This window comes from Cupriavidus sp. P-10, assembly GCF_003402535.2.
In the GTDB taxonomy this organism is placed as follows: Bacteria; Pseudomonadota; Gammaproteobacteria; order Burkholderiales; family Burkholderiaceae; genus Cupriavidus.
Window position 1 is genome coordinate 93,312 of sequence record NZ_AP025174.1, and the last position, 26,680, is coordinate 119,991.

General features: G+C 61.8%; 26 protein-coding genes and 1 pseudogene. 14 read left to right on the top strand and 13 right to left on the bottom strand.

The window, feature by feature from the left end:
- Nucleotides 1-77 precede the first annotated feature (77 nt).
- Entirely contained in the window at nt 78-299 is a 222-nt protein-coding gene (locus tag CTP10_RS39905) for a hypothetical protein (RefSeq protein WP_062799422.1), read from the bottom strand.
- Between the two features lie 601 nt (nt 300-900).
- The gene (locus CTP10_RS39910) at nt 901-1,119 is read right to left on the bottom strand and encodes a hypothetical protein (protein ID WP_145987315.1); all 219 of its coding nucleotides are present in this window, start codon (nt 1,117-1,119) and stop codon (nt 901-903) included.
- Nucleotides 1,120-2,105: 986 nt separating this feature from the next.
- On the opposite strand from CTP10_RS39910, the gene CTP10_RS39915 reads away from it, so the two are divergent.
- From CTP10_RS39915 to CTP10_RS39945, 7 genes are all read left to right on the top strand, one after another.
- Complete coding sequence (locus CTP10_RS39915) at nt 2,106-2,408, top strand: hypothetical protein (RefSeq protein ID WP_116322061.1); 303 nt, start codon at nt 2,106-2,108, stop codon at nt 2,406-2,408.
- A 247-nt stretch (nt 2,409-2,655) separates the two neighbouring features.
- Nucleotides 2,656-3,054 (top strand): hypothetical protein, encoded by a 399-nt coding sequence (locus tag CTP10_RS39920; protein WP_062799417.1) that lies wholly within the window; start codon nt 2,656-2,658, stop codon nt 3,052-3,054.
- 179 nt (nt 3,055-3,233) lie between these two features.
- A complete protein-coding gene (locus tag CTP10_RS39925) occupies nt 3,234-4,112 on the top strand; it encodes a class I SAM-dependent methyltransferase (protein ID WP_062799415.1) in 879 nt (292 codons plus the stop codon).
- 347 nt (nt 4,113-4,459) lie between these two features.
- Nucleotides 4,460-4,936 carry a CzcE family metal-binding protein gene (locus CTP10_RS39930; protein WP_082819047.1) on the top strand — a complete coding sequence of 159 codons (477 nt, stop codon included), beginning with the start codon at nt 4,460-4,462 and terminating at the stop codon, nt 4,934-4,936.
- 129 nt (nt 4,937-5,065) lie between these two features.
- Nucleotides 5,066-5,302 carry a hypothetical protein gene (locus CTP10_RS39935; protein WP_062799411.1) on the top strand — a complete coding sequence of 79 codons (237 nt, stop codon included), beginning with the start codon at nt 5,066-5,068 and terminating at the stop codon, nt 5,300-5,302.
- Nucleotides 5,303-5,518: 216 nt separating this feature from the next.
- Nucleotides 5,519-7,342 carry a phosphoethanolamine transferase gene (locus tag CTP10_RS39940; RefSeq protein WP_231909554.1) on the top strand — a complete coding sequence of 608 codons (1,824 nt, stop codon included), beginning with the start codon at nt 5,519-5,521 and terminating at the stop codon, nt 7,340-7,342.
- A gap of 7 nt (nt 7,343-7,349) precedes the next feature.
- Complete coding sequence (locus tag CTP10_RS39945) at nt 7,350-8,162, top strand: phosphatase PAP2 family protein (RefSeq protein ID WP_082818929.1); 813 nt, start codon at nt 7,350-7,352, stop codon at nt 8,160-8,162.
- Here the strand turns inward: CTP10_RS39945 and CTP10_RS39950 are convergent.
- Nucleotides 8,127-9,392: a hypothetical protein gene (locus tag CTP10_RS39950; RefSeq protein WP_062802153.1), complete on the bottom strand. Its 1,266-nt coding sequence runs from the start codon at nt 9,390-9,392 to the stop codon at nt 8,127-8,129. The genes CTP10_RS39945 and CTP10_RS39950 overlap by 36 nt on opposite strands.
- A 175-nt stretch (nt 9,393-9,567) precedes the next feature.
- Here CTP10_RS39950 and CTP10_RS39955 point away from each other — a divergent pair, with 175 nt between their 5' ends.
- The 5 genes from CTP10_RS39955 to CTP10_RS39975 all read left to right on the top strand — a co-directional run bounded on the left by CTP10_RS39955 (nt 9,568) and on the right by CTP10_RS39975 (nt 14,188).
- Nucleotides 9,568-9,843, top strand: a complete 276-nt coding sequence (locus CTP10_RS39955) for a DUF2933 domain-containing protein (protein ID WP_062799407.1) — start codon at nt 9,568-9,570, stop codon at nt 9,841-9,843.
- A gap of 13 nt (nt 9,844-9,856) precedes the next feature.
- Nucleotides 9,857-12,298 (top strand): heavy metal translocating P-type ATPase, encoded by a 2,442-nt coding sequence (locus CTP10_RS39960; protein WP_082818928.1) that lies wholly within the window; start codon nt 9,857-9,859, stop codon nt 12,296-12,298.
- A 64-nt stretch (nt 12,299-12,362) separates the two neighbouring features.
- Nucleotides 12,363-12,779: a DUF411 domain-containing protein gene (locus tag CTP10_RS39965; RefSeq protein WP_053823085.1), complete on the top strand. Its 417-nt coding sequence runs from the start codon at nt 12,363-12,365 to the stop codon at nt 12,777-12,779.
- A 61-nt stretch (nt 12,780-12,840) separates the two neighbouring features.
- Nucleotides 12,841-13,371, top strand: coding sequence for a c-type cytochrome (locus CTP10_RS39970; protein ID WP_062799403.1), 531 nt, complete (start codon nt 12,841-12,843; stop codon nt 13,369-13,371).
- A 619-nt stretch (nt 13,372-13,990) separates the two neighbouring features.
- Entirely contained in the window at nt 13,991-14,188 is a 198-nt protein-coding gene (locus CTP10_RS39975) for a hypothetical protein (protein WP_062799402.1), read from the top strand.
- 213 nt (nt 14,189-14,401) lie between these two features.
- Here the strand turns inward: CTP10_RS39975 and CTP10_RS39980 are convergent, their stop codons facing one another.
- From CTP10_RS39980 to CTP10_RS40005, 6 genes are all read right to left on the bottom strand, one after another.
- Nucleotides 14,402-14,749 (bottom strand): CzcE family metal-binding protein, encoded by a 348-nt coding sequence (locus CTP10_RS39980; RefSeq protein WP_082818927.1) that lies wholly within the window; start codon nt 14,747-14,749, stop codon nt 14,402-14,404.
- A gap of 378 nt (nt 14,750-15,127) precedes the next feature.
- Nucleotides 15,128-15,604, bottom strand: coding sequence for a cupredoxin domain-containing protein (locus tag CTP10_RS39985; RefSeq protein WP_053821774.1), 477 nt, complete (start codon nt 15,602-15,604; stop codon nt 15,128-15,130).
- A gap of 69 nt (nt 15,605-15,673) precedes the next feature.
- Nucleotides 15,674-16,591 (bottom strand): copper homeostasis membrane protein CopD, encoded by a 918-nt coding sequence (gene copD, locus CTP10_RS39990; protein ID WP_062799400.1) that lies wholly within the window; start codon nt 16,589-16,591, stop codon nt 15,674-15,676.
- A 7-nt stretch (nt 16,592-16,598) separates the two neighbouring features.
- Entirely contained in the window at nt 16,599-16,985 is a 387-nt protein-coding gene (gene copC / locus CTP10_RS39995) for a copper homeostasis periplasmic binding protein CopC (RefSeq protein ID WP_053823086.1), read from the bottom strand.
- 38 nt (nt 16,986-17,023) lie between these two features.
- A complete protein-coding gene (locus tag CTP10_RS40000; protein WP_442875277.1) occupies nt 17,024-18,379 on the bottom strand; it encodes a copper resistance protein B in 1,356 nt (451 codons plus the stop codon).
- Nucleotides 18,310-20,196 (bottom strand): copper resistance system multicopper oxidase, encoded by a 1,887-nt coding sequence (locus tag CTP10_RS40005; protein ID WP_116322062.1) that lies wholly within the window; start codon nt 20,194-20,196, stop codon nt 18,310-18,312. The genes CTP10_RS40000 and CTP10_RS40005 overlap by 70 nt, the downstream gene beginning before the upstream one ends.
- Before the next feature lie 202 nt (nt 20,197-20,398).
- Here CTP10_RS40005 and CTP10_RS40010 point away from each other — a divergent pair, with 202 nt between their 5' ends.
- Both CTP10_RS40010 and CTP10_RS40015 read left to right on the top strand, forming a co-directional pair.
- Entirely contained in the window at nt 20,399-21,085 is a 687-nt protein-coding gene (locus CTP10_RS40010; protein ID WP_053821777.1) for a heavy metal response regulator transcription factor, read from the top strand.
- Nucleotides 21,082-22,476, top strand: coding sequence for a heavy metal sensor histidine kinase (locus CTP10_RS40015; protein ID WP_116322063.1), 1,395 nt, complete (start codon nt 21,082-21,084; stop codon nt 22,474-22,476). Before CTP10_RS40010 ends, CTP10_RS40015 begins: the two co-directional genes overlap by 4 nt.
- Before the next feature lie 118 nt (nt 22,477-22,594).
- Here CTP10_RS40015 and CTP10_RS40020 read toward each other — a convergent pair.
- The 4 genes and pseudogenes from CTP10_RS40020 to CTP10_RS40035 all read right to left on the bottom strand — a co-directional run bounded on the left by CTP10_RS40020 (nt 22,595) and on the right by CTP10_RS40035 (nt 26,452).
- Nucleotides 22,595-23,631, bottom strand: a pseudogene (locus CTP10_RS40020) (IS630 family transposase).
- A 70-nt stretch (nt 23,632-23,701) separates the two neighbouring features.
- Nucleotides 23,702-24,775 carry a porin gene (locus CTP10_RS40025; RefSeq protein ID WP_062799395.1) on the bottom strand — a complete coding sequence of 358 codons (1,074 nt, stop codon included), beginning with the start codon at nt 24,773-24,775 and terminating at the stop codon, nt 23,702-23,704.
- Between the two features lie 917 nt (nt 24,776-25,692).
- On the bottom strand, nt 25,693-25,977 hold the full coding sequence (gene copK / locus CTP10_RS40030) for a periplasmic Cu(I)/Cu(II)-binding protein CopK (protein ID WP_053821780.1): 285 nt from the start codon (nt 25,975-25,977) through the stop codon (nt 25,693-25,695).
- Between the two features lie 88 nt (nt 25,978-26,065).
- Entirely contained in the window at nt 26,066-26,452 is a 387-nt protein-coding gene (locus tag CTP10_RS40035; protein WP_116322066.1) for a hypothetical protein, read from the bottom strand.
- Between the last annotated feature and the right edge of the window lie 228 nt (nt 26,453-26,680).

Genomic DNA, 26,680 nt, shown 5'->3' on the forward strand with positions numbered 1-26,680 from the left:
AATGCGACCCACTTGTGGCATCGCCCAATCGAGGCGCTCCGATGCGCCACGCCAACGCAGCGCATCGGAGAAGCCGGTTACTTGGGCTGACCCATCATTTCGCGGCACTTTTGCATCATGGCGGCATGGTCACGCCTCATCGCGGTGTGGTCCTCTGCCTGCTGCGCCTTCAATTGTTGCGCCTCAGCCCGCTTGGCGTTGCGAGCCTTTTCGATCACATACCAGTCCGGACCTGCGACTGCTGACAGCGAGAGCCCAAGGGCGACGGCGCCCCCTAGCGCGTGAAAAAAGAATTTCATGATGTTCCTCGTTCTGGGTATGCAGCGCGCCGCTTAAACTCACCAGCGAGCGGCAGGCGACACTGCAAATGTCGAAATCAGACAGGAGCACGTTGGTGCGATGGCACCAAGCGCGGCACCCTGCCGTGCGGGACCGCCCTACAGACAGAACCGTTTGGGCGGGCGCTCGAGGCGAGGCGGAACGACGGAGCGATATGCGAACTCCGGATGCGCGACCAACACGCTGGTCCATGCATCCGTGGGGGCGGCGGTGGCCAACGGCGTGCCCGCGAGGATTGCACAAGCGGAAATCGTGCAGGGAAGACGAGACGGGCCGCTGACATGTCGGTCACCGGCGCAACCGAATTGACTGACGCAGTCATGGGGACTGCCGGCCTCGACACTGGCTTGCGCCGCTTGAGCAGGTCCGTGTGCTGGCATTTGAGCGATGCCAGCGATACAGCAGCTGTCCAACGGTCCGGCCTGAGCTCGTAGAGGCAAAGCCAGCGCCAGGGTCAGGAGCACGACGAGACGCCAAAGGCGATTCATAGGCTTACGCATTGAACCTCTCCGAGCCGACGTGCGGTAGCGCCGTCGCGGGAACCATATTGAGTATAGAACTTCATCTTGCGCGCGGCACGGTTGAGTCCGACAGCGCGTTGCCTGCAGGGCAGGTCGACGCGAACGACAGGTAGACCTCGTCGAGCATGCGATGGTTGTCGCCGGCCAATTGTTCCAGGGCAGCCAGCAGGTGCTCGGCCACGCTGTACTGCTGCTGTGCGCAGGCCAGACGGAACGCAGCGAACACGTCATCAAATAACGTTGGCGTTGCAGTCGTCATGCTTTCCCCGCTGGATGCGTGGTACGGCCAAGGCGTGATCGCCGCGATGCCGTCCTCATTTGCACTATGGACCTTCCCACGGGGGTAAGGTCAAGCAGTGCGCAGGCTGGCGTCGCGCTTCGATTGAAAACGACCGGTAAGCGCCACCCATCCGCAGCCGCTAGGCGTCGGGTGTAGAGAACGAACTCGCCGCGAATTGCCCCGCCATACGCGGGGCATGCGTTTCAAAACCGTCGATGCATACACGGTCCACTTCCGGCACTGAGGCGTAACACGCAGTCACGCCACGGATCCGAGTCTTTCTGATAGCCGAGCTTTTCGCAAGCGGGGCCCTCAACGCGTAATGAGGTCTCCATATCGCGCTCGGCGTGCGCGGTACGTTCTGCGACGGTCGCGCACCCGGCCAACATGACGGTAATGAGTAATAAGACACGCATGATTTCTCCTTTGCCCTAGATGACGAGAGTCCGTTGCGGTGGTTCAGGGCGCGACACGACCGGGAAGCCAGCGAAGCGGTGTGCAAACGGCAATGCCGTTATCGTGAATCTAGGTTCTGATTGCTTTTGCACCAAGATCTGCCTTTGCAGAAGGGCCCCGCAGCGTGCCATCTTTCAGCGACCTTACTTCACATTGCTATGCAATGACCCAACCATTACATGCTGGGCATCCATGTTCGGTTGGGCTTTCGTCCTAGTGATGTTCATCGGCAGGGGATTGCGACATTCACGACCCGCCAATATTACGCGACCATTACGTGCAGGAATTTTTTCTGTGTTGTCTTGGCCGGCGGGAATGGCAGCAAGCGTTCCCGTTTGGAAATTGCCGCCATCATTACCCAACCATTACGCGGCACTCATCGAGTTCGACTCGCGCGTCATTGCTGGGGTAATACCGTTACAACCGCTCACATTTGTAGGGAAACGCGAACACTGCCGGCAATGCAGAAGTCGTATGCTCCCACCCTCTACGCACGCAAAGGAGAAAACATGAAAAAGCTTCCCATCCTAGTCGGCACCGCGCTGGTCATCGGGTTCAGTTACGCCAATGCGCAGACGCATGGCTACACGCAAGATGGCTATGGTCGGGCCGGCCTCTACCCGTCACGGCCGGCGCCTGCCGCTGTGCACGTCGTGCCCGCGGTTGCGGTGGTACATGATGCCCAGCCCTCGTACGGGCATGGCACTGCGCTGCGCGAGTCGCATCGCCAGCCGCGCCACGGCATCGAACATGGGCGACGTGAGCCTGAGCGCCGCCGGCACAATGCCCCTCACGGTTCACGCGACCACTGACGCACTCGCCTGTTATTGATTGCCCGCTGGCGTGCCGACACCGGCCGGAGCGGGGGACTCCCGCATGATACGGATGCTTTCATCAGAGGCATCGCTTCTAGGCTTCCTTCGTTACCGTGACGCCGGCGTCCGTTGGAAAAAGTCAGGGGAAGCGCCGCGTCTGTCATGTCCACGTCATTCTACTGACAGGCGGCTCGTATAGACTCTCGACTCAATTGATGCTTGATGCCGCCGGATGAGAAGGCTGTTGCGCCACCTATCGCTTTGGCTCGTTGTATTGGCATTGCCGATTCAGAACGTTGGCGCAGCGGCTACTCTTTCGTGCGGCGAGCTGACCGAGTTGCGGCAGGGCGCCGGTCTCTTCGCCATCGTTGCCACCATCGACGTCGCTGACGAGGCGAGCGCCGACCAGGCCGACGCACACTGCGATCCGAGGTCGCATCACTGTCCGGCAAGCAAAGAGCGCGGCAAGGGGCGCGGTTGTCATGCGTGTTCTGCCTGCTCGGCCGCCTCGACACTTGCCATCTTTGCCTTCTCGGGGACCCAAGCATTGTCCATGAACAGCATGCTACCGGCGTCTCTGCAGTGGATATTTGCCAGCACAACGCCTGAAACGCTGCTGCGCCCGCCTTCCCATCATCTCTGACGCCGCCCAAGCAACTCCTGGGCTGGCTACCTCCACCTTCCTAGATCTCGTCCTTCGGCCTGACCGAAGACGAAACAAGCCTGCCTGCGCTCGTCCCTGTGCGAGAGCAAGGTAGGGCAATTATGGTGCGGCGTGCGATTGTCGCCTGGCGGTCGCCCGCGCACATATTGGAGACAGCGATGCGCATCTGTAATCAATGTAAGGCCCCGCTCAAAATTGACGTGTGGGCGTGCACCGCGTGCGGTTGGCAGCCCCGTGTTCTGGCCGGCGTGCTCTGCCTGGCACCCGCCATGATGGTCGACCATGATGGCTTTCACGAACCGCTCTTTGTCGAGTACGAGAAGCTCGAAGCGACGCACTTCTGGTTCGTCTATCGCCGCAAACTGATCCTGGACGCGCTGCAGCGCTACTTTCCGGCCTTGCGCTCGTTCATGGACGTCGGTTGCGGGACCGCGGAGAACCTGCGCGCGATCCAGGCCCGCTTCCCGCGTGCACGCTTGGTCGGCGGCGAGGCATCGTTGCGCGCCCTGATGCAGGGACAGCGCAAATGCAAAGCTCAGTTGTTGCAAATGGATGCCCGTGCCATTCCCTTTGCCCAAGCCTTCGATGTCCTGGGGGCGTTTGACGTCATCGAACACGTCGACGACGACGCCCAAGTATTGGCGGAGATGTACCGGGCCTGCAGGAATGATGGGGGAATCGTATTGACAGTGCCCCAGCATCCGTCGCTGTGGAGCCATATGGACGATGCGGCCAAGCATAAGCGGCGCTATACGCGCCAAGAACTGGTGAAGAAAGTGGAGGCGGCCGGGTTCGAAATCGTGGACGTCACCTCCTTCATGACGCTGCTGCTGCCTGCGATGGCCATCTCCCGGGTGTGGCAGCGCGCCAAGCCGCCCGGCGATGCCATGGACGACGGGTTTCGCATTGGGGCGGCCATGAACGGCATGCTCGGGGGTGTTTGCACCCTCGAGCACAACCTAATACGGGCCGGTTTGCGTTTCCCGGCAGGCGGCTCGCTGCTGCTGGTGGCCAGGAAGAAGGGCTGGACTTTGTAGAGGACGCAGTCACGCGTGGGCCCATCGCGGCGTTTAACGTCAATGACGAGGACGCCGCGGGCCGCGTCTCAAGCGTTCGCCAGGCTCGTCTGTGGCGCAAGAGCGGACGCGTCGGCTTGGGTTCTTCCGAAATGCCTTGGCTCGCGCGGCCGTCAGGGCAGCGTCGCAGGCGCGGCCCTCGCGCCTGACAATCCAGGTCGTTAGCCTCGCCGACGTACCCATTTCTGCGGCGCAGATGGATGCGGGAAAGCTTACGGGGATGTAATTCGCGAGTAACGTCCGCGTGAGTGCCGGTTGCCTACCATGACACTTAAGAGGTTACGCCTCGAAACGTTATGGAGCGCATCATGAACACCAAGAAGACCGCTTTGACCGCATTGGCGCTGGCGGCCGTTTCCGTCCTATCCAGTTCACCGGCGTGGAGTGCGGACCAGACCAGAACCAATGCGGGCGACAACTGGGCGGAGCACGTGCGGCGGCAAGCCGCCGACCAAACCAGCTCATCGGCATCGCTCACAGTGCCCAGCGCAATGGCTACGGCGCAGGCTGCTACCCCATTGGGGCCGCAGGCGACGCTCTTCGGTAGCCTGGCGCCGGCGAACACGGCCGCACGCGCGGTGACGCTCGCTCCCGGCCTGAAGTCTGTCAATGTGGCCTCCGGCGACACCGTTACCTTCCGCAGCGGCGCGCAGGAGGCCACCTGGACGTTCGCCGAATTTGTTCAAGGAAAATCCGTGGATCTTGGCGTCCTGTTCCCGGCAATGCCCAACGCCCAAGGCGTGCGCGTCTATATCGAGCGCAGCAAGCTCTTTACCGGTGGCTAAGAATGGCCGGTTTGCCAGGAGTGACAACATGACACATTTGTAATTTTGTCGTCAGGCCCTGGTGGGGTACATCTTTCTACACTGCAAATGCAGGCTCACTGAGCCACTATCGAAACAAGGAGAAATAGAATGCGTACATTGAAGAAGACTGCCTTGGTGGCATTGACCGTGGCAACCCTTGGTGGCGTCGCGGGCATCGCGAACGCTGGCGTCAATTCGCCGCGCGATACCTTTACCGATGGAGCGCATGCCATGGGCACGCGCGATCCGTTCACCGATGGCAGTCACGCCATGGGCACGCGGGACCCGTTCACCGACGGTAGCCACGCCGTAGGCCCTCGCGACACGTTCAGCGACGGCGCCTAAATCTCGGCAACGCGCCGACTCGTCGGGGCGATGGGCCGCTCGGTGGGCCGGTGCGTTGACGCGGGGCGGGTATCGGGGAAACTGTCCCGATACCCGTTATCGTGCTTGCGCACGCGCCGAGATTCAGCCTTGCCGATGCGCCGGCTCGGGTCGGACCAGGCCTGATCCAGGCAGACGGCATAGGCTGCAGCGGTCGGACCGCACCCAGCCCAGCGAGTGATCATCGCGCCTTCGGCGCGATTCTTTTTGTCCACCACTGGCTCAACACAGCGTTGCGTACTGCAACGCCTGCGGCTGGTAATGTCCCGCCTTTCGCGCCATGCGCCAATGATGGAACCGAATCTAAACCGGTCGCGCCGTGACCCGGCTTCGCCCGGCACACCACCGAGCGGGGCGCGCGCAAATTGGGTGGGTCGCGCCTGGCGTCTGGAGGTCGGCGTCGAGACCTTGCTACTCGGCTTCTGCCTATACTTTGTTCTCGTCCTGAACGGTCCGTTCTGGCGGGCGCTATTTGCCGAACGGACGTTGAGCGGGCTCCGTGATCTGGGCTACGGCGTGGCAGTGGGCACCGCGCTGGTCACGGCGCATTTTGTGCTGCTGGCGCCGTTCATAAACCGCTGGACGGCCAAACCGTTGCTGACAATTTTGGTCGTAGTGGCCGCCGGTGCCAGCTATTTCATGGGTCAATACGGCATCTACCTTGACCCCAGCATGGCCCGCAATGTGCTGCGCACCGACGTGGCGGAAGCTCGCGAGTTGCTAACGCTGCGTATGATGGGCAGCATCGCGCTCTTGGCACTACCACCATTGTTGTTGTTGCCCTGGGTGACGCTGCGCCAGCGCGCACTGACACGAAGCGTCGGCCTGCGCCTGGTCGCGATTTTGGTGGCGATTGTTGCCGGCGTGGGGACGCTGTCCTTGGTGTTTAAGGACTTCGCAGCCCAGATGCGCAATCATAAAGAGATCCGCTATCTGCTCGCGCCGGTCAATGTGGTGTACGCCTTCACCGGGGCGCTGGCACGCGATGCCAGTACCGCGAACCGGCCGCGCCAGCCGGTTGGCACCGACGCCCGGCTCGGCGCTAGCTGGAGCGAGCACAACAAGCCCCTGCTCTTCGTCGTGGTCGTGGGAGAAACCGCACGAGCGGCGGACTGGGGGCTCAGTGGCAGGTCGCCCCATGACACGACGCCGAAGCTGGCGCAGCGCGCTGTGATCAATTTCGCTCAAGTCACCAGTTGCGGCACCAATACCGAGGTCTCGTTGCCCTGTATGTTCTCGCCCCAGGGACGGCGCAATTACGACGAAGATGCCATCAAGGCCAGCGAGTCTTTGCTACACGTCATCGGACGAGCGGGAATGAAGGTGGGGTGGGCAGACAATCAATCAGGATGCAAAGGCGTCTGCGCAGGCCTGCCCACGTGGCAGCCGGATCCTCAGGCTATGTCGGCATTATGCGATCGCGACCGCTGCCTGGATGAAGTGTTGTTAGCCGGGGCGGAAGCTTTGCGGCACCAGCTACCTGGCAGCTTGGTCGTGGTCCTGCACCAACTTGGCAATCATGGTCCCGCGTACTACCGGCGGTATCCGGCCCAATTCGCGCAGTTCGGTCCGACTTGCGACACCGATGATCTCTCGCGCTGTACCCCAGAGCAAATTCGCAACGCGTACGACAATGCATTGCTGTACACCGATCATGTGCTCGCACGCACCATCGACTGGCTCGAACAACTCGAGGCGCGCTATGACACGGCCATGATCTATGTATCAGACCATGGCGAGTCGTTGGGAGAGCGCGGACTGTTCTTGCATGGCATGCCTTACGCGATTGCTCCGCGGGAGCAGACCGAGGTACCGATGGTGATGTGGTTCTCAGACTCATTCGCCCAGCGCATGCGGCTCGATGTCTCCTGCCTGCGCGCGCGGGCGCACGAACCGGCCACACATGACCACCTATTCTCCACAGTCCTGGGCCTGCTGGATATCCGTACCCAGACCCAGGATGCCACCATGGATTTGTCGGCACGCTGCCGCAACGGATAATGCCCCCATGAGAGAAATGCCGTTGGTTCAGACGCCCGCCAGTCAGCGTTGGCTGCGCCAGCAATGGTGGATGCTGGCATCGGCCGCGTTGGTGCTGGCCTACGTGTTCCAGCGCACCGAACTCGACCTCTGGCTCGAGGGCCGTTTCTACGATGTCGGTCGGACGGTCTTCCCGTTGCGCCAGCACTGGCTATTTGAAGCGGTGCTCCACAAGGGCGCGAAGTGGCTCACTTACGTCGCCGTAGCCGCGGCCATGGGTGTCTGCTGGCGGGGCTGGCGGGGGCGTCTGCCTTGGCTGCCGCGTCGCAATGCGTTGCTTGCCGCTGCGGGCATGGTGGTGATCCCGTTGAGCGTCACGCTCCTGAAGCTCATGACGGGACGCCACTGTCCCTGGGACATGGCTCAATTCGGCGGCAGCTTGCCCTATATGCGGTTGCTGGATCCGCTGCCAGCAGACGTCAAGCCGGGACAATGCTTTCCTGCCGGCCACGCCGCTACCGGCTTTCTCTGGGTCGTCTGGGGGATCGCATTGCGTCCTGCCGGCCGTCGCTGGGCGTGGGTTGGGCTGGCTGGCGGACTGCTGCTGGGCGGCACGCTTGGCGCGGCGCGCATGGCGCAGGGCGCGCACTTCTTGTCGCACACGCTCGCAACCCTCTGGGTGGCGTGGGCGGTCAGCTTGCTACTCGCGCGGGGGCTGCGGGCCAACGTCCGGCTAGGCAGCGCCGCGCCGCACCAGGGCCCGAAAGCTTGCCCGCGCCGTCGCCGACCACCGCCAGGACCGGACTCACAACTGTCTCGCGATGGCCTCGATCGGCTTTAAGCCACTGCCAAAGCGCGCAATGCTTTCGCGATGCTCGCGCAGGCTGGAATAGGGGACATAGCGGATATTGAGTGCCGAGACGCGGCTAAAGGCCGGGCGGCTCAATTGCGCGCGCACGTCGCCTTCGCGATCATCCGGCGCGACCAGGAAAAGATGCTTGCGGGCGGACGGGTCGGAGCCGAGGGCCAGATCGAGCAAGCGCACGATACCGGAATAGATCGAGGTGGTATGTTCGACTTCAAAGGCGGCTTCGACCTCGAGGGTGGTGGCATTTAGCCAGACAGTGTCAATCCATGGAACGGTATCGCCTCCCGCCACCAGCAGCGCCGGCGGCAACGTTGAGAGACAGCCCTGGCTCAAGGGCTCGCCGTTGTACAGCCGACTTCGGTCGTTGGTGGCAATCCAAACGGCAAAGCCGAGCGACTTGCCGAGATCGCGCAGCCATCCCTGCACTTCGGTATGGGTGGCGTCTTCGGCCTGCCCCAGCTGAATCTGCCTGGCAAGCGCGGCAGCCTGCTCGCGCACCTTGGCCAGTTCCTGCTGCCAGACGGCCACATCGTCGGCCTGCGCTTGCCGCGGTGGCAGCGGATAGCGCTGCATGCCGATGTCAAACAGTAGGCCCGCGATCGCGCCAAGGTCATTGGAGAGCAAATCCCGATAACGCTGATTCAGGGTGAGTACCCCCTCGCGCATCGCCAGATAGTGATCCCATTTGCCAAGCTTGACCGCCGATCCGGTCAGGGCGTTATAGCCGTTGACAATTGCGGTGTTGAACGGCATCACCAGCGTGGGATGAATGAAATACAGCAGGTTGGCCGCCGCCGGCCCGAGACCCTTGATGCCGAGGCTGCTCAGCTGACGAATCGCATCAAGGACTTCGGATTCGGTGTCACAGCAGTTGCAGGTATGGAGCAGTCTGGCAAAGGCACGCTGATTGTCGGCATGCTCATAGATATCTGGAATGCGCAGTTTTGGCTTCCACAGAAAGGCGTGATCCGCGCCTTTGAAAATCTGCCGTTGCTCTGCGATTGACGACACCACGGTCTCGAGCGATGAGCCCCGATACGCGTTGCCGAATGTACCGGCGTGGATCTCGTCGACCACCGCGCCGATGCCACGCCGAATCGAGCGGAAATTCTTCAGCCGCTCCGGCCAAAGAAACCAGGTTTGATAGGCGCCGGCGGGATCGGTCTTCCAGCGCTCAATGAGGATACGGATGGTGTCGGTCATGGTGTGCATTTTTGCCGGGCAGTGTATCACCGTGAGGCCTTTTGACTTGGCGCAATGTTGACGCGAACCGGCTTGACCTTCCCATTATCGGAAGCTCTACCGTTATCACAAGAAAGCTGGGCGCGGCGATTGACTGCCGGTCAGCTTCCCGTCATGGTCAAGTAAGGAGTCTGTCATGAAAGCATGTCATTCCCAATCGACGCATCACGGCGCCATCGCCGGCCAAGTCCGTCGGTTTCGCTGGTCGCTGCGTTGGGGGATCGTCCTCGCCGCCCTGGCAATCTTCGCCGCCATCGCGCTCGGGATGCCCCGTTGGAGCGCGGTTGCCTCCTGGTTGCCGTTTGCACTAGTGTTATTGTGCCCGTTGATGCATCTATTCCATGGCGGCCACGGGCGCAGCGCGCCGTCGAAAGAGGGCGGCGACTCAGTGGACGGACAGCGCCACGACTAACAGGAGGCCTTCCATGAATGAACCCAGCAGCCAGCGCCACCCACCGAAAGCGGGCCACCCTGACAAGGCAACAGGCCCCGGTCCTGGCGCGCATGCTGACCAGCACCATTCCCATCGCCACGGTGCGCCGCACGACAGCCCAGTGTCGGGCGTCGGCACCGCCAAGGATCCAGTTTGTGGCATGGTGGTGTCGGCCGGCTCGGCATTCCACAGCGAACACGCTGGCATTCCCTATTACTTTTGCAGTGCATCGTGTCAGCGCAAGTTCGAGGCGGACCCGGCCAAGCACGCCGCGGCTGCGGCAGCTCCTACCGCGGCCCCTTCAGCCGCCCCGGATGCGGAATCGGGGCCTCCCGGCACGATCTACACCTGTCCGATGCACCCCGAGATCCGGCAGGATCATCCCGGCAACTGTCCGAAATGCGGCATGGCGCTGGAGCCGCTGTTGCCGGACCTGGACGAGACCGAGAATCCGGAGCTGGTGGATTTTCGGCACCGTTTTTGGTGGACGCTGCCATTGACGGTGGTGACCACGGTGTTGGCCATGCTCGGGCATCGATTTGGGTGGATGGAGGCGGCGACGCAGAGCTGGGTCGAACTGGTCCTGTCGACGCCGGTGGTGCTGTGGGCGGGTTGGCCCTTTTTCGTGCGGTGCATCCAGTCGTTTCTGCATCGCAGCCCCAATATGTGGACGCTGATCGGTCTCGGCACGGGTGCGGCCTATGCCTATAGCGTGGTCGCAACCGTGGCACCGGATGCGTTCCCGCAGACCTTTGCCGCCCACGGCCGCATCGGCGTGTACTTTGAGGCCGCCGCCGTCATCATCTCGTTGACGCTGCTCGGCCAGCTGCTTGAACTTAAGGCGCGATCCCAAACCTCCGCAGCGATAAAATCGTTGCTCGGGCTCGCGCCCAAGACGGCGCGCCGCATCGGACGCGATGGCGCCGAGGAGGATGTGCCCCTCACTCATGTGCATGTCGGCGACTTGTTGCGCGTAAGGCCCGGGGAGAAGGTGCCCGTCGACGGCATCGTGACCGAAGGCAGCAGTTCGGTGGACGAATCCATGATCACCGGTGAACCGATGCCGGTCACCAAGCGCGAGGGCGACCCCGTTATTGGCGCCACCATGAATACCTCAGGCAGCCTGATCATCCGATCGGAGAAGGTTGGCGCACAAACAGTGCTCTCCCAGATCGTACAGATGGTGGCGCAGGCGCAACGCTCAAAGGCGCCGATGCAACGCATGGCCGACAAGGTCGCGGGCGTGTTCGTGCTCGGCGTCATCGGCGTCGCCGTGGTGACGTTCTTTGCCTGGGGCCTGTTCGGTCCACAGCCCAGCTGGGTGTTCGGTCTGATCAATGCAGTTGCGGTCTTGATCATCGCCTGTCCCTGTGCATTGGGGCTGGCCACGCCGATGTCGATCATGGTTGCCAGCGGCAAGGGCGCCACCAACGGCGTGCTGTTCCGCGACGCCGCCGCGATCGAGAACCTGCGCAAGGTCGACACCCTGATCGTCGACAAGACCGGTACCCTGACCGAGGGGCGGCCGGCTTTCGAGCGTGCAATTGGCGCCAATGGCTATGCCGACGACGAAGTCCTGCGGCTGGCGGCGAGCCTGGACCAGGGCAGCGAACATCCGCTGGCCGCGGCGCTGGTTAAGGCGGCCCGCATTCGTGGCTTGGCGCTGGAGAAGTCACAGGACTTTGAGTCGAGCACGGGCATCGGTGTGCGCGGTACGGTCGGTGGGAAGACACTCGCCATTGGTAATACGGCGCTGATGCAAGCCGACGGCATCGACACCGAGGCGCTGCGCGCCCAAGCCGATACGCTGCGCGCACAAGGCGCGAGCGTTATGTATCTCGGCGTCGATGGCCGTCTGGCCGGCCTGCTTGCGGTGTCGGATCCCGTCAAAGGCTCAACGCCCGAGGCGCTGGCGGCCCTGAAGGCCGAAGGCATCCGCGTGGTCATGGCCACCGGCGACGGCGTGGCCACGGCAAAGGCGGTGGCCGCAAGGCTGGACATTGCGGAGTTCCACGGCGAAGTGAAGCCCGCGGACAAGCTTCAACTGGTGAGCCAACTGCAGCAAAGCGGAGCGGTGGTCGCCATGGCCGGTGACGGCATCAATGATGCCCCGGCGCTGGCCAAGTCGGATGTGGGCATCGCCATGGGCACCGGCACCGATGTGGCGATGAACAGTGCGCAGGTGACGTTGGTCAAAGGCGACCTGCGTGGCATTGCGCGCGCACGCGAGCTATCCGAGGCAACCATTCGCAACATGAAACAAAACCTTGGCTTCGCGTTTATCTATAACGCGCTCGGGGTACCGTTAGCGGCAGGGGTGCTGTACCCGTTCACCGGTTTGCTGCTTTCGCCTATGATTGCCGCGTTGGCAATGAGCCTGAGCTCGGCCTCGGTGATCTCCAATGCGCTACGCCTGCGGCAGGCAGAGATTTAAGCTGGCGATGAGGCACTCGACCGGTGCTGACTTGTCTATTGACATGATGTTTTTCGGAGAATCCATGAAGTATTTCTTGGCCACTGCCGCTTTGCTCGCGGCCGCCACCGGCGCGCAAGCGGCCTCGCCGACGCTAACGGTGTACAAGGATCCCAGTTGTGGCTGCTGTGCAGAATGGGTCAAACACGTGAACCAGGCCGGCATTCAGACCAAGGTCATTGATTCGTCCGACATGACGGCGGTCAAAGCCAGGCTCGGCGTCCCGACCCAGTTCGGCTCCTGCCATACCGCGGTGATCGATGGCAGCGCGCAGGTGGTGGAGGGGCACGTGCCGGCAGCAGCGGTGCGCAAGCTCGCTGCGAAGCCGACCTTGAAAGGGGTCGCAGTGCCCGGCATGCCGGCAAACTCGCCAGGCATGGGGCAGATGGACGGAAAGCTTGTGACAGTGGATTTTAGCGGCAAGCCATTCTCGAAAGACTAGGACTGCAGCGGGGCTGCGCGGGTAAGCGTTGCCAGAACTTCAGAACTGCCAGACAAAGGACATGGAAGAGTCAACTCAGTCGCGCTGGATCGTGGCCTGCGGGTTGGTGGTGGCCGCCGCGGCGGCCACCGGGGTCGCGCTCAAGGCGAAACGCTATCTGGAGCCACCCTCCGGTGGACCGCAGACGCTCAGGGAAGGGCGCCAACTGCGCATCGATGCCACGGATGCCGCGCAGCTCGGTCGCGGCAGGCAGCTGTACGCACAGGCCTGCGCGTCGTGCCATGGCGTCAAGCTCGAAGGCCAGCCTAACTGGCGCGAGCGGCTCGCAAATGGCCGGATGCCGGCGCCCCCGCATGATGCATCGGGTCATACCTGGCACCATGCGGACGCGGTGCTGTTTGCCATTACCAAGAACGGGCTCGTTGCCGGCGTGACCGCGCCGAGAGGCTATGTCAGTGACATGCCAGCCTTCGGCCAGTCGATGTCGGATGACGACATCATTGCCGTGCTCGCGTACATCAAGAGCACTTGGCCTGAGAAAATGGCAGTAGCGCAGCGCGAAGCGACCGCGCAGTATGCGAGCCCGAAGTAGCGACCCAAGCAAACACCGCAAGCAGGCGCTTCGGTCAGCGATGGCGCCTACGTCCGTTTCGAGCCTAGCCTGGGCTGCTGCAGTGACCCTGCACGAGCTGTCGCGGTGTGTACGCCACAGCTGACGAACATGTCGCGTTGAGCGGCCGGCTTGCTGGTATTCAGGCGCTTGGATCGGCCTGGTAATTTCTGTCTCTTGCCTGCCTGCCCGCTCGCGCGTGGCACACAGCTGTATGCGAGCAGCGGTCGCGCGCCGTCGAAACGGCTCGAACACGCGTGCCGCTACGCCGATGACTCGTCGTGGGCGAAGATCGGCGAACGCTGCGCCGCACTAATCCCCTTACGTCGTCCAGAAGAGATACAAAAGCCCAAGCACGACCAGCGCCGCCCCAATGATCGAGTAGTAGCGCATGCCATGCAGGGGCTGGTCTGGATGGCCTCGCCGGTGAAAGACGAGTCTCATAGCCGTTATGGAAAGTCGAGCATTGCCATATGGTAGACCCAGCGCCGGTGATTTACCTTGACGTGTCTGCACGGCGGTCATTGAATGAATGCTGAAACGCGTCGCCACGAGAGCGGAACCATCCGCCGATTCACTTCTAGGGGTCCTGGAGACTACGATGCTGACACCACATGAAGTGGCCACCCTTATGCTGATCGACGACGCAGCCCCCAATCTCGCCGACCTCGATCACGCGTCGATCGAGGCATTGATTGAGCGGCAGCTGGTGCATCTGGAAAAATTGGCTTACGGCGATCGTCTGCACATCACGCCGCGGGGCAGTGACTTTTTGCATGCTCTCGATAAATTGCATTAGGCTGGTCTGCAAACGCACTTGCGCACTGAAGGCTATGCGTTGCGCGTTGCGCAGTATGTCGCGATATGGCTAGACCGGCGGTGCCCCTCGGGTCTGCAAGCGCCAAGTCAGCGGACCAAGGCGGACGTTCCACCGCCTACTGGTCCGGATGCGGCGTGGGGGATGGCTGTCGAAGTGGTCGTCTGGCATAGCGTCCAGTAAGCAACCAATACGTCATGAGCTGCCCCGATAGAGCGGGCTTGGCGCGATGATGGCCGTGATGCCTTTGGCTTCCGGCAGATCCGGCAAAAGGAAGTTCAGCGCAACTGCCGATCGTCCACTACTTGTGGTCATAAAGGTCCAAGCCACCGTGCGGTTGGCGCCCCGGAAAGCAACGGTTTCTCCAGAGGTGACATTAACGTATCGCGCACCTGGCCGCAGCGTGATCGACCGAGTCGCCGTCTCGACGGCAGCGGCGGTACCATACAAATCGGCCCTAGCAGGTGGCAAAGGCGCGCACGCCGACGCCATGCCGAAGGCAGAGAGTGCCAGTGTGATCCGTAAAGCCTGCGTAGTAGTCATAATGAGACATCCCTGTCGATGTGCGCAAGGTCTAACGGACCCGCCTGCGACAAACCGACTTCCACCCGCGCCAAGGACGCACGCAGCTTGGTGCTGCGCTGATCTGTGGGCAACTGGCAACCGGCACCCAAACGCGAGTTGCCGCACGATCTAGTCTAATCAGGGCATTCCAACGATAACGTTGCCCAAACGTTACATTCTGGACAGGTAACAATGTGGTCCACGTCATGCCCCACAAGTCAACGCTTCCAAGTGGGGAGGATCACGCGCAGTAAACGGGTCCGCCACGGCGGCACCATGACCCAACCTACGCTGTCGAACCCTCAGCATCGGTGCCGCCGTTTTGTTCGCCGCCGGACGCACCCGTCGTCGCGCTTTTTACTTGACGGCCACCTTGCCGACCATGCCGGCTTCGAAATGGCCCGGCACCAGACAAGCGAAGTCGACGGTCCCAGGACCGTCGAACTGCCACACGAGTGTGCCTTGTTTGCCAGGTGCGAGCATAATCTGGTTCGGGATAGAGTGCTTAGCATCAGGCATGCTGCGCATCATCTGCGCGTGCTCTTTCAACTCAGCGGCGGTACCGATCACCATTTCGTGCTCCACTTTGCCGACATTCCGGACGACAAAACGCACGGTTTCACCGCGCTTGACCTGAATCGAGTCGGGCGCGAAGCGCATCGTGTCGCTCATGGTCACGTTAACCGTGCGTGAGACCTTGGCCGGCTTGCCCGGCTGACCGGCAGCGGACTTACTGGCGCTAGCTGGGCTCGCATGGCCCTCCATGCTGCCGGCAGCCCACACCAGCATCGGCGACAGCCCCAACACCAGCAGCAACGACTTGAGCGTCTTCATGGCATCTCCTTGGCGGTTGTTTGAGAGCAAGACAAGCGCAGCCTTGCTGCGCGGTTCGTGAAAACGTGGCTACATGCCCGCGGGGGATAGGATGCCGAGCGAGGCGACAAGAGCCAGAATGAGCGTTGCCGCACTGGTCTCGAACATCAGGCTGCGCCGCAAGGTACGAACGGCGACGGCATGGTCGCCCGTCCGTACGGCATGCTCCAGGCGCGGGCTCAGATGAAAACGGTTAGCCGCGGCAAGGGCGAGCATGGTACCGAACAGCGCCAGCTTGGACGCCAGCAGTCCACCGTATGAGTTCAGCGACAGTTCTGGCAAGACCGGACCGACAATCAACCAATAGTTCACTGCGCCGGTAATGACCAAGGTTGCGACAACGATCGTACCCACCTGAGCGAAGCCGTTCGAGGTGCGGCTCAGTAGGGCAACCTTGGCAGGTGTGGCAGAGGGATGCGACAACAACACGAACGCGAGCAGAGCGCCGACCCATGCGCCGGCGGCCATTAGATGCGCGATATCCGAGGCAAGGTGAATGTAGCGTCGAATGCCATCATCCATGGCGCCATGGCCGCCCCAGGCAAGCGTGGACAGCGCGACGCCGCCCGCTGCAGCCAGAACCCAGAATTGAAGTTCTGGCCGTTTGCGGACAAACAACGCGACCAGCACGCAGAGGACCAAGGCAACGAGTCGCACGACCCAGGCCGCGCCAAACGCGGTGCCTGTCACAATCATTTCGAAGACATGGCCTTGCAGTTCGGCGTAGGATGCGGCACCGGTCATGCCCTTGGCCATGATGGTGATATTGGCCAGCGACAGGACGATGCCCAGGGCCGCGACCGCCGCGCCAAGCGTCAAAAAGCGCGCACCCGTTGGCGACGCCATTTCCTCACGGCGCAGTGCGTACAAGCCAAACAGCGGCAGACCAAACAGTGCAGTCAGGCCGAAATAGAGTGCGAAACGCACTGCAACAGTTGCCCAGTCCATCGGCGGATCACTTCACGGTGAACGCGATGTTGCCATTAATCGGGTGCGTGTCGGACGACACTGCACGCCAATCGACGCGGTAGCTGCCAGGCGCCAGCGTCTGGGCCGGGGTGATCACCATGGTCTTGGGGTCGTCGCTGCCGGCAACCTTGGCGGCAATTTTCATCGGCGCATGGTTGGCCATGCCGGGCATGCTGGTCATGACGAGGCTGGCCCCGGAGAATTGGGTCGCGAGGTTCTCTGAAAACTTCAGCTCGATCTTCTGCGGCGCCGCCACCTCGGCCTTGTCGGCGGGCATGGACGATACCAGCTTTGGATGGGCGAAGGCTGCAGTACTAGCCAGCACAGCGGCGGCTGCCAGAGCGGCACGAATGGTGAAGCGGGGCGCTTGCATGGTGAACTCCAAATATGAGTGTGGATTGAAATACGTGGTTAGAACCACATGCGAACACCCGCTACAAAACGGGTTTCGCCACTTCGGCCGCCGGCGGTGCGAACCATGTCGGCGGTATTGCCAAAGGTTTGGTACCGTTCAATGCCGATATAGGGAGCGAACTGACGGCTGAACTCATAGCGCAGGCGCAGACCCACGGCACCGCTGGAAAGCCCGCTGCCCACGCCGACCTCGGGATCGTTCTTGCCATAAAGATTGGCCTCGATTCGGGGTTGCAGGATCAGGCGCTGGGTAATTAGCAATTCATACTCGGCTGACAGGCGCAGTGCAGTGCGACCTTCGGTGCCGATATAGCCAGTAGCGTCGACCTCGAACCAGTATGGCGCCAGGCCCTGGATACCGAAGGCCAGCCAGTTTCGGGTTGGCCGGCCATAGCCGGCATCGTTGCGGATACCCAGTTGCGTGTCCCAATAGGTGGCAATGGCATGACCCCACAGCAATTCGGTCCGCGCCTCGTGGATCTTGCGCCTCTCGGATTCGCCTTCGGCCTTGATCACGAGGCGGTTAAAGCTGCTGCCAATCCACGCTTGCGCCTCATAGGCAGCGGCATTGCTCTCATTTCCCTTGACCCATTCCAGCCGGTCAACGAGTACCGAGGCAAATAGGTGTTCGTCTGCCATGTGCAGCGAACGGTGCGGACCAATGGCGTATTGACCCACGCCGAGCTGATAGCCCCCTGAGTAACCGTGCGGGTCGCGCGCATCCGCGGGCGCGCTCCCCCCTTGCATCTGCATGTCACCATGATCCATGCCCTGCATCGAACCCGTGCCTTGCATCTGGCTGTGGTCCATGCCCTGCATCGAACCCATGCCCTGCATCTGGCTGTGGTCCATGCCCTGCATCTGGCTGTGGTCCATGCCCTGCATCGAGTCCATGCCTTGCATCTGGCTGTGGTCCATGCCCTGCATCGAGTCCATGCCTTGCATCTGGCTGTGGTCCATGCCCTGCATCGAGTCCATGCCCTGCATCTGGCCGTGGTCCATGCCCTGCATCGAGTCCATGCCTTGCATCTGGCTGTGGTCCATGCCCTGCATCGAGTCCATGCCTTGCATCTGGCCGTCGGTCGCAGCGGTGCCGCCAACCTTGCCCGAAGACTTTGCTTTCGGAATGGACTTCGCCTTTTCCGCAACGGCGGGCGACGAAGTTTGCGTTGGAACCGCTTCGGTGTGGGCGTGCTGGGCCCAAGCTGCGCTCATGCCAGCGGAAGCAAGCACGGCGGCAAGTACTGTTCTTGTTGGTTTTTCCATGTGCATATCGGTTAGGGTCAGGCCACCACCACTTCGCGGAACATCCCGGCGTCCATGTGCAACATCAGGTGGCAATGCCAGGCCCACCGGCCCAAGGCGTCGGCGGTGACGAGAAAGCTGATGCGTTGCGCCGGCTGCACCGCGATCGTGTGTCGACGCGCGAGGAAGGCGCCATCCGGCGATTCGAGTTCGCTCCACATGCCATGCATGTGCATTGGGTGCGTCATCATGGTGTCGTTGTGCAAAATGACGCGCAGCCGCTCGCCGTACTTAAAGTGCACCGGCGTCGAATTTCCGAACTCCACCCCGTCGATGGACCACGAGTAACGCTCCATATTGCCGGTCAAGTGCAGTTCCACTTCGCGCCCGGGACCGCGTTTGTCCAATGGACCGCCAATGGTGTGCTGATCGGCCAGTGTCAGGACGCGGCGCCCGGTGTCGCGCAAACCGATGCCCGGGTCGTCCAAGTTGGTGCGCGCCATGTCAACGCGCATATCGGTGGTGGCGCCATACTCGGTCTTGGCGTGGCGCGCCTTGGTGCTGGGCACCTTCAGCGACGCACCGGTCGCCATGCCCCCCGACATGCTACCCATGGCATGCTGGCTGTGATCCATGGCCATAGCGCCATGGTTCATGCCTTGCATGCCCATCGAGCCGTGGTCCATGCCTTGCATGGCCATGCCGCCATGGCTCATTCCGCCCATGGCGCCGTGATCCATGCCGCCCATGCCTCCCATACTGCCCATCATGTCGGCCATGGTGAGCCACTGCGGCTTATCCACGGCGGGCACCGGTGCCGCCAGCCCGGCTCGAGTCGCCAGGGTGCCGCGGGCATAGCCGGTGCGATCCATCGACTGCGAGAAAATGGTATAGGCCTCGTCGCGCGGCTCGACCAGCACGTCACAGGTCTCGCCCGGGCCGAAGCGGAACTCATCGACGGTTACCGGTTCGATGTTCTGTCCATCGACTTGGATGACCTTAAGCTTGAGGCCGGGAATGCGCACATCGTAGAACGTGTTGCCTGCGCCGTTGATAAACCGCAGACGAACCTTCTCGCCCGGCTTAAACACGCCGGTCCAGTTGCCGGCCGGTGTGACGCCGTTCATCAAGTAAGTCAGCGTGGCGCCCGAGAGATCCGCCAGATCGGTCGGGCTCATCCGCATCTCGTTCCACATCTTGCGCTTGGCGAGTGCGCTCTTCATCCCTTCACTGGAGACGTCGCGGAAAAAATCGATAACCGTCGGCTGGTTATAGTTGTAGTAGTCGCTCTGAACCTTCAGTTTCGAGAGCACGCGCATCGGATCTTCGTCGGTCCAATCCGAGAGCAGCACGGTATAATCGCGATCGGCTCGCACGCCATCCACGCCGGTGGCCGGATCGATGACAATGCCGCCATACACGCCGGTCATCTCCTGGAAGCCCGAATGCGAGTGATACCAATAGCTACCAATCTGGTCGACCTTGAAGCGGTAGGTGAAGGTCTCGCCCGGCGCAATGCCGGCAAAGCTGATCCCCGGCACGCCGTCCATCTCGAACGGCAGAATGATCCCGTGCCAATGAATCGACGTGTGCTCGCGCAACCGGTTCGTGACCCGAATCGTCACCGTTTCGCCTTGACGCCAGCGCAGCGTCGGCCCCGGCAACATGCCATTGATGGTGGTCGCGACGCGTGGCGTCCCGGTGAAGTTGACCACCGACTCGCCGATCACGAGGTCGAAGTCGGTCCCGCGCAGCACTGGTGCTGTGCCGGATAAGACATCTGCCGGTCGGCCTGACGGCTGAGCCCAGGCCGCACCGCCCAAGCCAGACAGCCCCGCCATCACGCCACCGGCGGCCAGACCCTGTACAAAACGGCGGCGCAGCAGATTAGGCAGCACAAGGCCAGACGGTCGATCACGTCGCATGAAATAGTCCTTTTTTGCTTGAATGGCCGCGTCGGAAGGCGGCAGCAAGAGAGTAACGAGAGCGAGGCTACCGTCAACTTACCCAAACATTACATTCCGGTAAGGTCTGGGTTACCCACAGAGCGTCTCGGTAGACTACCCCGTATTAGAGCCGGTCCAACAGGCGGGCACATAATCCGAAAGACGAGGGGGAGGGACGAAGATGAAGCTGCTGGTGGTAGAAGATGAATCCAAGACCGGCGAGTACCTGCGCCAGGGGCTGACCGAGGCTGGATTCGTGGTCGACTTGGTCGCCAACGGGCTGGACGGACAGCACTTGGCGCTTAACGAAGCGTACGACCTGATTATCCTCGACGTCATGCTACCCGATCTCGATGGCTGGCGTATTTTGCAGACGATCCGCGCCGCGGACAACCCGGTTCCGGTGTTATTTCTGACCGCCCGCGACAGCGTGGCCGATCGGGTCAGGGGGTTGGAGTTGGGCGCTGACGACTATCTGGTCAAGCCATTCGCGTTCTCGGAACTACTGGCGCGCGTACGTACGCTATTGCGGCGCGGTACTGTACAGCTAGCGATGGACCGCATTCAGGTGGGCGACCTGGTGCTGGATTTGGGCAGGCGCCGGGCGTCGCGGGCCGGGCGCCGCATCACGCTGACCAGCAAGGAGTTTGCGCTGCTGGAGTTGCTCGCTCGCCGGCGCGGCGAGGTGCTGCCACGCTCGTTAATTGCCTCCCAGGTCTGGGACATGAACTTTGACAGCGATAGCAACGTGATCGATGTGGCCATTCGCCGCTTGCGGGCGAAGATCGACGATGACTTTGATATTAAGCTGATTCAGACCGTGCGCGGCATGGGCTACGTGCTGGAAGCGCCGGAGGAGCAGGCATGACGCATCGCCTGTCCCTGACGATGCGTCTGACCATCCTGTTTTCGCTCTGCTCGGCCGTGGTGCTGCTGGGCTTGGGCGTTCTCATCTGGCTGGCGATGGACCGCCACTTCGCCACCGAGGATTATGTGGTGCTCGGCGACAATATTCGCCTGATCGAAAAGATCGCGCAGGAAACGCCGGCCGAGCGGTTGCCCCAGCGGCTTCGGGAAATGGTCGATCACCATCCTGGCTTCGTCGCGCAGGTGCAGACCGCACAAGGCCACAAGCTGTATGCGACCAAGGACTTCGATTTTGCGATTGCTTTCGAGGCGATTCCGCGCGAATTGGCGCGTGACAATACCTTCGTCTGGCAGCAAGGCGAGCAGGAGTATCGCGGCATGCGCGCGCAGGTGAGTGCGGCTGACCCGCGCATTGCACCTTTGCGCGTCGTGGTTGGCATGGACACGGAAATCCACGCGCACTTCATGCATGCATTTCGTCGTTCGCTGGCGTTCTATACCACATTGGCGGTGCTCGCCAGCGGTCTCTTTGGTTGGTGGGCGGCGCGACGCGGGCTCGCACCCCTGCGCATGATGGCCTCACGCGCCAAGGGCGTCACCGCGAACAAACTGGATGCGCGCATGCCGGTCGAAGCCGTGCCGGTCGAGATGGCAGATCTGGCGATCACGTTAAACGCGATGCTGGAGCGACTGCAGGATGATTTTCGGCGGCTCTCGGAATTCTCCTCCGATTTGGCGCATGAGCTGCGCACGCCCATCACCAACCTGATGACGCAGACGCATGTCGTGCTATCGCAGCCGCGAGATGCCGCCAAATATCGAGAGGTCCTGGCCTCGAATGCCGAGGAATTGCAGCGGCTTGGGCGCATGGTGTCCGATATGCTGTACTTGGCCAAGATGGAGCACGGCATCACACTGCCGAATGAGGAAGCGATCAACGTGGCTGATGAAGTACAGGCGCTGTTCGAATTCTACGACGCGCTGGCAGAGGACAAGGGCGTCAATCTACGGCTTGATGGGCAAGCGAAAATTACCGGCGACCGTCTGATGTTACGCCGAGCGCTCAGCAATCTGCTCTCGAACGCTCTACGCTATACGCCGTCCGGCAAAGAGATCCGGGTCGAGACGCGCGAGCAGGGCGGCAGCACGTCGATCGTAGTCGAGAATGAGGGCGAGGAAATCAGTCCCGAGTTGCTGCCATCGCTATTCGACCGCTTTTTCCGTGCCGACAAATCAAGGACCCGTGCGGAGTCCGAAAGCGTGGGACTGGGTCTCTCCATCACGCAAGCCATCATGTTTGCGCACGGGGGCCAGATTTCGGCGGAATCGTCGGAAGGCACTACGCGCTTCATTTTGACGTTTCCCCGCCAGCGAAACGCCGCCCGGAGCTAGACGGTTGGCCTCCAGCGCGTCGCCGCATAAAAATAGCCACGGCGTTGCGGCGCCGTGGCTAGTGGTCCTTCGGTAAAAGGACCGTTCAACCTATTGATCCGGCATTGTATCTACAATCTCATGCGGCATCACGAAGCGGTTTGGGCTCGAAACTCGTTTTTGGTCCGCTCGGGCTGTCGTTGACACCTTCACAGGTACATGGACGTCGCCTTGACCAGTTGCAGCTTGGTGCGCGCCGGCGTCAGCGTTGTGACGGCCGGCTTGAGGTCGGCGAAGGCCCTCTCGTCCGGGGTTGAGTTCGGGTCTGTAGCTTGGCCGGTAGAAGACTTCGATTTCGCGCTTGTGCTCGGCCAACCACGCCTTTACCCGCTTGCTGTGATGCACGCGCAGATTGTCCAGGATCAGGTAGACCTTGCGCTTGGCGCCCTTGACCAGCCGTTTCACGAAATTGATCAGGATGTCGGAATTGAGCGCGCCGTCGAATACCAACCAGCGCATCGTTCCCTGGTTGGTAACGCTGGAGATGACCGACAGTCCATGGCGCTCGTTGTTCACCCGTACCACCGGAGTCTGGCCGTGCGGAGCATGGCCGGGCCCGCGTACGTCATTGCTGCGCAAGCCGGTATCATCGCCCCAGTGGATCTCGGCGGCTTCTGCCTTGGCGCTCGCCACAATGACCGGATATTCCTCATCGAGCCACTGCTTCACTGCCGCTGGCGGCTCGTAGGCCTTCTGGATCGGCCTCTGCGGCGTGAAGCCCCAGCGCTCGTGGTAAAGACCTAGGGTGCGTGCAGCGAGTTCGATGCCGTAGCGATCGCGGATCAGTTTGGCCACCGCCTGGCGCTGCCACAGCGGGTACCCCAGCTTCATCTGATCGGGCGTACGGTCGCGAATCAGGCGCAGCACTTCACGCTCCTGCTCGGCCGTCAGCGTGCGTCCAATGCCGCGGGGTCGTCCCGGCCGCGTAGTGTCCACCGCCTTCCAGCCGCCCGCTTCATACGCCTTGAATGCCGCACTCACCGTCGCGCGCGTCAGCTCGCACTGCGCCGCCGCCTCGTTCACGCTCACGCCTTGAAGCCGCATTCTCACCGCTCGCCGTCGCCGCTCGTTCAACGCGTCGACCGACAGCGTCCTCGAGTCGATTTTGTCATGCATCATCTGACTAACCCTCTCGAGAACGTCCCCTATTTGTGTGCCGGATCAACAGGTATTCAGGCGGCTTTGCTTAAAACTTATGGCGTAGACCCAGCACGACACCGGTCTGGTTGTCGCCCGGCACGACATTGACCGGCGCGCCACTGCTGGCGTTAAAGCCGTTCAAGCCCAACTGTGAGCCACCTTTGTTACGGACATAGCCGACATTGAAGTACATGTCGGTGCGTTTGGAAAACGCGTAATCGGTCGAGGCCACGAACATCAGCGGATCGGCGCCGGAACCCCGCACATCGGTATAGTACGCTGCGCCGGTGAGCGACAGCGCCGAGGTCAGCTGATAACGCAGGCCTGCCCAATACAAGTTGGAGCGCATTGCGCTTACCGCGCTCGAGATATTTCCGTTGAGCCAACGATAACCGGCATACAGCTTTGCTGGTCCGATCCCATAGCTGATCCCCACTAACGCGCGCCGGTCCTTTTGCCCCTGCGATGCAACGGTTGACCCCTGGTACTCGTCGTACAGGGCGCCCAGGGAAAGCGGTCCAGTCGAATACACCAGACCCGCACTCATCTCCCGGTCCACCTTCGGCTCGCCGGGGACTTCGCCGCCGCCAGTGCGGCCGAAGCTGTACAGTGCCATGGCGGTCACGCCGCCAAACGTGCCCTTGTACTTGACGGAATTGTCCGCGCGACCGGCAATGGTATCGTCGCTCTTGAAAAGCGAGTATCGCGGCGCGAAACCCATGGGATCAAACTGAATGGCGGTGTCGTATAGCACCGTGGTCTGGCGACCAAGGGTCAACTGACCATATGGGCTGGACAGCCCGACCAGCGCGCCCCGGTCAAACAACCGGCCGGCGCTACTCGACTGCGCGGTATCAAGGGCGAAGCCGCTCTCCAGTTCGAACACCGCTTTGAGGCCACCGCCGAGATCTTCCGTACCCCGCAAGCCCCAACGCGAGGTCGACATATTGCCGGCCGACATGCGCACCTGGTTGGTGCCGCCGCTCGACGATGGCACATTCGATAAATATTCGATGCCGACATCGGCGACGCCGTATAGCGTAACACTCGTCTGCGCATAAGCCCCCAATGACAGCAACCCCAGCAGCATGCCAGCGGCGGTCATCTTTCTTCTTTTCATAGCGTCTCCAGTTCGCCACGTTATTGGTATTCGATAGGCACTGAAGTCTAGTGAGACCAAGCTTACTGCGACATTGCAAGCCGGTTACATTGTTGGGGCGGATGCAACTTGTGCAGCGCGCAGCGGTCGCCCCTTCCCACGGAATTAGCAGGCATGCGCTCGCGCTGGGCTAATGGGAAGTAGACGACAGGGGAGTGCGCGACGGCGGGATGATGTCTTGTCATGTTCTCGTAATCTCTGTGACAGACCGGCCGCCCTAGAATCAATGGCGTTGCCGCCTTGGGTCAACAGGAGCGCCCCGTTCTTTCAGGTGCCAGGTGGCATGCCGCGTCATGATGCTGGCCGTCAGATCCCACGAAGACAGCCTGCGTCCAGTTCTTTTTTAGGGAGACTTCGATTGAATCTGATCCGAACCGGCTTATCGGCGTTGCTTGTTAGTCTTAGCGCTTCTGCGTTGGCGCACGCCCCCATTTTGGATCTCGATCGGGGCCCTGCCGCTTTCGTGCCCGGTGGCCTGGCCGAGCCGCGCCCTACGGAGTGGCTGATCGACGTCGGGGCGCGGGTCGACGCGACCTGGCGCCGAACACTTGGTGCGGGGGAGGGGTGTGTGCTGGTTCTGGACAATCCCCGCAACGAGCCAGCCGAGGTCACCGTAGTGATTTCCCAGGATGACGCCGGACACGCGATGCCCGGAACGCGCCCGGTATCGCTGCGCATCCCTGCTCATGGTCGCCATGCCCTGACACTGCAGGCCTCTCGGTCGCTTAGCGTGTCCGTATACGCTGAGAAATAATGCAGCGCCCGCTCATCGCTCGGGCCGCGTGGGTGACGCTGAGCATGGCAAGCGGCCCCGACGGGCTCCGAGCAAGGGCACTGCACGGCGCCCGCTTGCTCAGAGCCCGTGTCAGGTCGCCCGCTTAGCCGCCTTCGCGGTGACCTTTGATGAGGGCGTCGTCCAGACGGAACACCTCATTGCCCTTCATCAGGATCTTGCTACCGTCTTTGGTCTCCATGACCTTGCCTTCTGGCATGCTGACGGACTTGCCGTACTTGTTCTCCATGCCCATCTTGCCGTCTTTGAAAACGTGGACTTTTGATCCGTCTTTGAGCTCATAGGTCTTCACGACCGTGCTCAAATCGGTCGCGGCGGCAGTAAGCGATACCGCGGCAATCAGGCTTGCAACGACAAGTTTGCTTTTCATCTTCAAGATCTCCTTTGGCTCGGTGGCACAGGTTGAGACTGCGTTGGCACACGCGGAAAGCGCGTACCGAAAAGGGGGAACGTCTAGACTATTGCGGTGGCGCCGGTCGGGGCTGGCCGCAGTCACGGTTTTGTCGCTTCGCCTCTCGCGACGGCTTAGATTTGGCAGTATTCGATGGCGCCGCGGCGCCGTTGCCGTGCTTGAATAAGCGGTGCCGGGGGTTCACGGCAAGCGCATACTGCGGGGTTTCCTTGTCCCGCTGCGCTGTACAGTCCAGCGACCTGCTTTCCCATTCATGGTCCACGGCAGGCCACATCGCGGGCGCGGCAGGAGCCGGCACGCCACCGCACTGCAGCCACCAGTTACTGCTGAGCTCTTGCCTGGGCTCCCAGCCGATTTGAATGGCGCCAATCGCACCGGGCGCGATGCCCATTGCCGCGCCACCGAGCAGGACCAGCAGCTTTCCGACTTTCATGGGTCCTTTCCTGAGTTGGCCGGCGACGTGTGCCACGCGCGCCAGCATGGCACGCGGAGAGGACGCAGACTAACGCCCCATCAAACGGGGCCCCCCTATGGCTGCTTGCACGTGCGTCATAATGACCATTCTATTTTCCCGCGCGCGGCCTTCGCAGGCGTGATACGAAATGTAATCGCACAGTAAGTTGGCGGTTAACCAGCAGCGGGCTTGAACCTGGCCGGCGTC

Excerpts from the sequence above, each read along its gene's own strand:
- CTP10_RS40025 (WP_062799395.1), bottom strand. The coding sequence starts at position 24,775 with ATGAAAAGAAGAAAGATGACCGCCGCTGGCATGCTGCTGGGGTTGCTG.
- CTP10_RS39975 (WP_062799402.1), top strand. The coding sequence starts at position 13,991 with ATGCTGACACCACATGAAGTGGCCACCCTTATGCTGATCGACGACGCA.
- CTP10_RS39950 (WP_062802153.1), bottom strand. The coding sequence starts at position 9,392 with ATGACCGACACCATCCGTATCCTCATTGAGCGCTGGAAGACCGATCCC.
- CTP10_RS40015 (WP_116322063.1), top strand. The coding sequence starts at position 21,082 with ATGACGCATCGCCTGTCCCTGACGATGCGTCTGACCATCCTGTTTTCG.
- CTP10_RS39935 (WP_062799411.1), top strand. The coding sequence starts at position 5,066 with ATGCGTACATTGAAGAAGACTGCCTTGGTGGCATTGACCGTGGCAACC.
- copC (WP_053823086.1), bottom strand. The coding sequence starts at position 16,985 with ATGCAAGCGCCCCGCTTCACCATTCGTGCCGCTCTGGCAGCCGCCGCT.
- CTP10_RS40035 (WP_116322066.1), bottom strand. The coding sequence starts at position 26,452 with ATGAAAGTCGGAAAGCTGCTGGTCCTGCTCGGTGGCGCGGCAATGGGC.
- CTP10_RS39925 (WP_062799415.1), top strand. The coding sequence starts at position 3,234 with ATGCGCATCTGTAATCAATGTAAGGCCCCGCTCAAAATTGACGTGTGG.
- CTP10_RS39915 (WP_116322061.1), top strand. The coding sequence starts at position 2,106 with ATGAAAAAGCTTCCCATCCTAGTCGGCACCGCGCTGGTCATCGGGTTC.
- copD (WP_062799400.1), bottom strand. The coding sequence starts at position 16,591 with ATGGACTGGGCAACTGTTGCAGTGCGTTTCGCACTCTATTTCGGCCTG.
- CTP10_RS39965 (WP_053823085.1), top strand. The coding sequence starts at position 12,363 with ATGAAGTATTTCTTGGCCACTGCCGCTTTGCTCGCGGCCGCCACCGGC.
- CTP10_RS40010 (WP_053821777.1), top strand. The coding sequence starts at position 20,399 with ATGAAGCTGCTGGTGGTAGAAGATGAATCCAAGACCGGCGAGTACCTG.
- CTP10_RS39910 (WP_145987315.1), bottom strand. The coding sequence starts at position 1,119 with ATGACGACTGCAACGCCAACGTTATTTGATGACGTGTTCGCTGCGTTC.
- CTP10_RS39930 (WP_082819047.1), top strand. The coding sequence starts at position 4,460 with ATGAACACCAAGAAGACCGCTTTGACCGCATTGGCGCTGGCGGCCGTT.
- CTP10_RS39980 (WP_082818927.1), bottom strand. The coding sequence starts at position 14,749 with ATGACTACTACGCAGGCTTTACGGATCACACTGGCACTCTCTGCCTTC.
- CTP10_RS39905 (WP_062799422.1), bottom strand. The coding sequence starts at position 299 with ATGAAATTCTTTTTTCACGCGCTAGGGGGCGCCGTCGCCCTTGGGCTC.
- CTP10_RS40005 (WP_116322062.1), bottom strand. The coding sequence starts at position 20,196 with ATGCGACGTGATCGACCGTCTGGCCTTGTGCTGCCTAATCTGCTGCGC.
- CTP10_RS39955 (WP_062799407.1), top strand. The coding sequence starts at position 9,568 with ATGAAAGCATGTCATTCCCAATCGACGCATCACGGCGCCATCGCCGGC.
- copK (WP_053821780.1), bottom strand. The coding sequence starts at position 25,977 with ATGAAAAGCAAACTTGTCGTTGCAAGCCTGATTGCCGCGGTATCGCTT.
- CTP10_RS39945 (WP_082818929.1), top strand. The coding sequence starts at position 7,350 with ATGAGAGAAATGCCGTTGGTTCAGACGCCCGCCAGTCAGCGTTGGCTG.
- CTP10_RS39985 (WP_053821774.1), bottom strand. The coding sequence starts at position 15,604 with ATGAAGACGCTCAAGTCGTTGCTGCTGGTGTTGGGGCTGTCGCCGATG.
- CTP10_RS39970 (WP_062799403.1), top strand. The coding sequence starts at position 12,841 with ATGGAAGAGTCAACTCAGTCGCGCTGGATCGTGGCCTGCGGGTTGGTG.
- CTP10_RS39960 (WP_082818928.1), top strand. The coding sequence starts at position 9,857 with ATGAATGAACCCAGCAGCCAGCGCCACCCACCGAAAGCGGGCCACCCT.